Origin of the sequence: Tunicatimonas sp., assembly GCF_049647865.1 — a bacterium.
Classification (GTDB): Bacteria; Bacteroidota; Bacteroidia; order Cytophagales; family Cyclobacteriaceae; genus Tunicatimonas.
Genome location: NZ_JBARYM010000363.1, coordinates 1 through 2482 on the forward strand (window position 1 = coordinate 1; position 2482 = coordinate 2482).

At 43.1% G+C, this 2482-nt stretch carries 3 protein-coding genes; 1 reads left to right on the forward strand and 2 read right to left on the reverse strand.

Features of this window, described 5'->3' with window-relative positions:
• Positions 1–27: 27 nt before the first annotated feature.
• Both WBA23_RS10725 and WBA23_RS10730 read right to left on the reverse strand, forming a co-directional pair.
• Positions 28–483 carry a BLUF domain-containing protein gene (locus WBA23_RS10725; RefSeq protein WP_424582275.1) on the reverse strand — a complete coding sequence of 152 codons (456 nt, stop codon included), beginning with the start codon at positions 481–483 and terminating at the stop codon, positions 28–30.
• Between the two features lie 73 nt (positions 484–556).
• The gene (locus WBA23_RS10730; RefSeq protein ID WP_424582276.1) at positions 557–1564 is read right to left on the reverse strand and encodes a glycoside hydrolase family 43 protein; all 1008 of its coding nucleotides are present in this window, start codon (positions 1562–1564) and stop codon (positions 557–559) included.
• 150 nt (positions 1565–1714) lie between these two features.
• Between WBA23_RS10730 and WBA23_RS10735 the strand changes: the two genes are divergently transcribed.
• Positions 1715–2482, forward strand: a 768-nt coding sequence (locus WBA23_RS10735; protein WP_424582277.1) for a WG repeat-containing protein, incomplete at its 3' end; no start/stop codon positions are given.

Consider the following 2482-nt stretch of genomic DNA (forward strand, 5'->3'; position numbering starts at 1 on the left):
AAGAATATTCTAAATTACCTATAATTTTTAAAGAGGTGGGAAGAAACTTGTGGGTTTATCTTCGAAGTAGCGGGAGAACCTAACCAGAATCCTTCGTAATATTTCGAGTACTTTCTCTTTACTGTATATATCAGTATCTAATTTGTTTAAAGTATCGACCAATAAATCGTCTAAGCTTACTGCCCCCAAATCGGATACCGACAAGTAGCGCATATGCCACTCACTTAGGTATCTTTGGGGTTGGTCAGGAAGGTTTATTATTTTGACCACCGTATGACGGGGATCATTCTGGATAGTATTCATAAGATTATCAACCGCCTTTTCTTTTCCTTCTAAATACTGTAAAAATTGCCCTTTTTTGTAGGTGAGAAAGCCGGTGATTGATAATAAGCGATTACGCCGGTTGGCTTGGTCAGCTAGTGCGTGTAAAGTAGATGGTTCAAAAGGTTGATTAGCCTTGCTAATATAAACTAGAGCATACATAGGTGATGGTTTAGCACAGCTATAAGTTAGCAATTTTTTTCATAAGAAGGACTTCTCGCGGTGATACGAATAGCTACTTCATTAATCGCTTAGCAATTGGGCGGGCTACCTTAAGTACGGTTCCGTGCCGCATTTCCTCCGGGTGCACTAGCTTCTCTGATTGGTCGGTCCACTTTACTAAATCGGGCGAGGTCATTAGCCCGTATTCATGCTTACGATACCGATCAAAATATAAATGCCATAGCGAATCAACCTGAACTACGGTAGGGCCTTCTACCCAATCGCGACCACTAATGGCGTTGGTAGCGTGGGAATACGGTCCCTTGGCTGCGGTGCTAAAAGCCAAGCGAATATTTTTTTGGGGACTGAAGGGGCGGTTGGTTTCATCTTTCAGAAACATCACATATTGGCCCCGGTTTTCTATCACGGTGGCATCAATCACATTAAAGCCACGCTCGTAGAATAGCTGCGTATCGGTAAAAGTGGTAAAATCTTGGGTAGTGGTAAAATACATTCGGTGGTTATTACCCGGAGCGGGTGGACCATCATTACTCTGATTATCTGTTTCGGGAAACCTGCCGGGAATAGTAGTGGCCCAGAAGATGAGGTATTGCTGGGTAGCTTTGTCGTAAAATAGTCCGGGAGCCCAGCAATTCTTAGCGTTGGGTTCGTGCTCCATTACTGGGATATACTGCTGTTCTGACCAATGAATTAAATCCGAAGAGTGGGCGTAGCCAATACCCTTTTCTTGCCAACTCACTGTCCACACCATATGAAACTCGCCATCGGGTCCAGCAATAATGCAGGGGTCGCGCATCAGTTTATCTTCCCCCACCTCCGGTTGCAAAAATGATTTGCCATCGTTCAGTGCGGTCCAGGTAAAACCATCTTCACTGTAGGCCAAATGTAATCCATCTTCTCCGTTTCCGGTGAAATAAGAGAACAGGTAAACCGAATCGGAAGTAGTGGCTACTTGGCCATAAGAAGCCTTAGCAGCAACTAATAAACCAATGAGTAAAAACGAAGCTGAGAGCTGGCGCATATGTATTCGGGAAGAGAATAAGATTAGTAATTTTGACATAGCCAGTGAAGATTTGTAGTAAATCTTACGTTCCTGAGAAGAAAGCATCAAATTTGATAGTTTGTAATAGAATATCATACGTTAAATTCGTATTATTCACAGTATATTTAAGTATTACGTAATTCCGCTCCGACTATTTTAACCAAGTTTATGTCGCGAAGTATCTTGGGCCTATTGGTTCTCCTCCTGCTGTCACCTTCTTTTGTTAGTGCCTATAATGACGAACACTTTACAATTGTTGAGAAAAACCACAAGAAAGGGCTGTTCGACGAAAATGGCAAGGTAATTATTCCGGTAGCCTACGAAGATTTGGGCTGGACGGAAGGTATCCCGCAGGTATTTAATAAAGTAATTGGCTACCGCGAAGCAGGTCTTTGGGGATTAATCAATACCAAGAACAAAAAGCTGAGCGAAGCCCGCTATTCGGTACTTGTTCCTTATCACGACAAATTGCTGATTGCCGCAATGGCCATCTCCCAGCTAAAAGGAAACACTCGCTACGGGCTTATTGATACGAAGGGCGAAACCGAACTGTCGTTTCGTTATTATTCCTTAGATAAACATCAAAATCAACTCATTGCCTCCGTACTCCGGAATCATAAACCTTACTACGGTCTACTTAATGCTGACGGAGACGCTATTGTTGGATTTGAGTACCAAAGCATTGCAGCACGAACGACCAATCGCTACGAAGTGATTGACTTTAATAACAACGCTGCTTTGTTCTCCGAAGAAGGGAAAGCACTGACCGCCTTCAGCTACGACAGTATCTCCGCTTTTTCTCATCAGTTAGCAATTGTATACCGGGAGGGAAAGCAGGGCGTTATCCGACAAGATGGCACTGAACTAATTGCCCCTCAGTACTTTCGGATTAAAATTGATGGACCGCAACAAGTTAGTGTATTGCCTTTTAATACC

Excerpts from the sequence above, each read along its gene's own strand:
- WBA23_RS10730 (WP_424582276.1), bottom strand. The coding sequence starts at position 1,564 with ATGTCAAAATTACTAATCTTATTCTCTTCCCGAATACATATGCGCCAG.
- WBA23_RS10725 (WP_424582275.1), bottom strand. The coding sequence starts at position 483 with ATGTATGCTCTAGTTTATATTAGCAAGGCTAATCAACCTTTTGAACCA.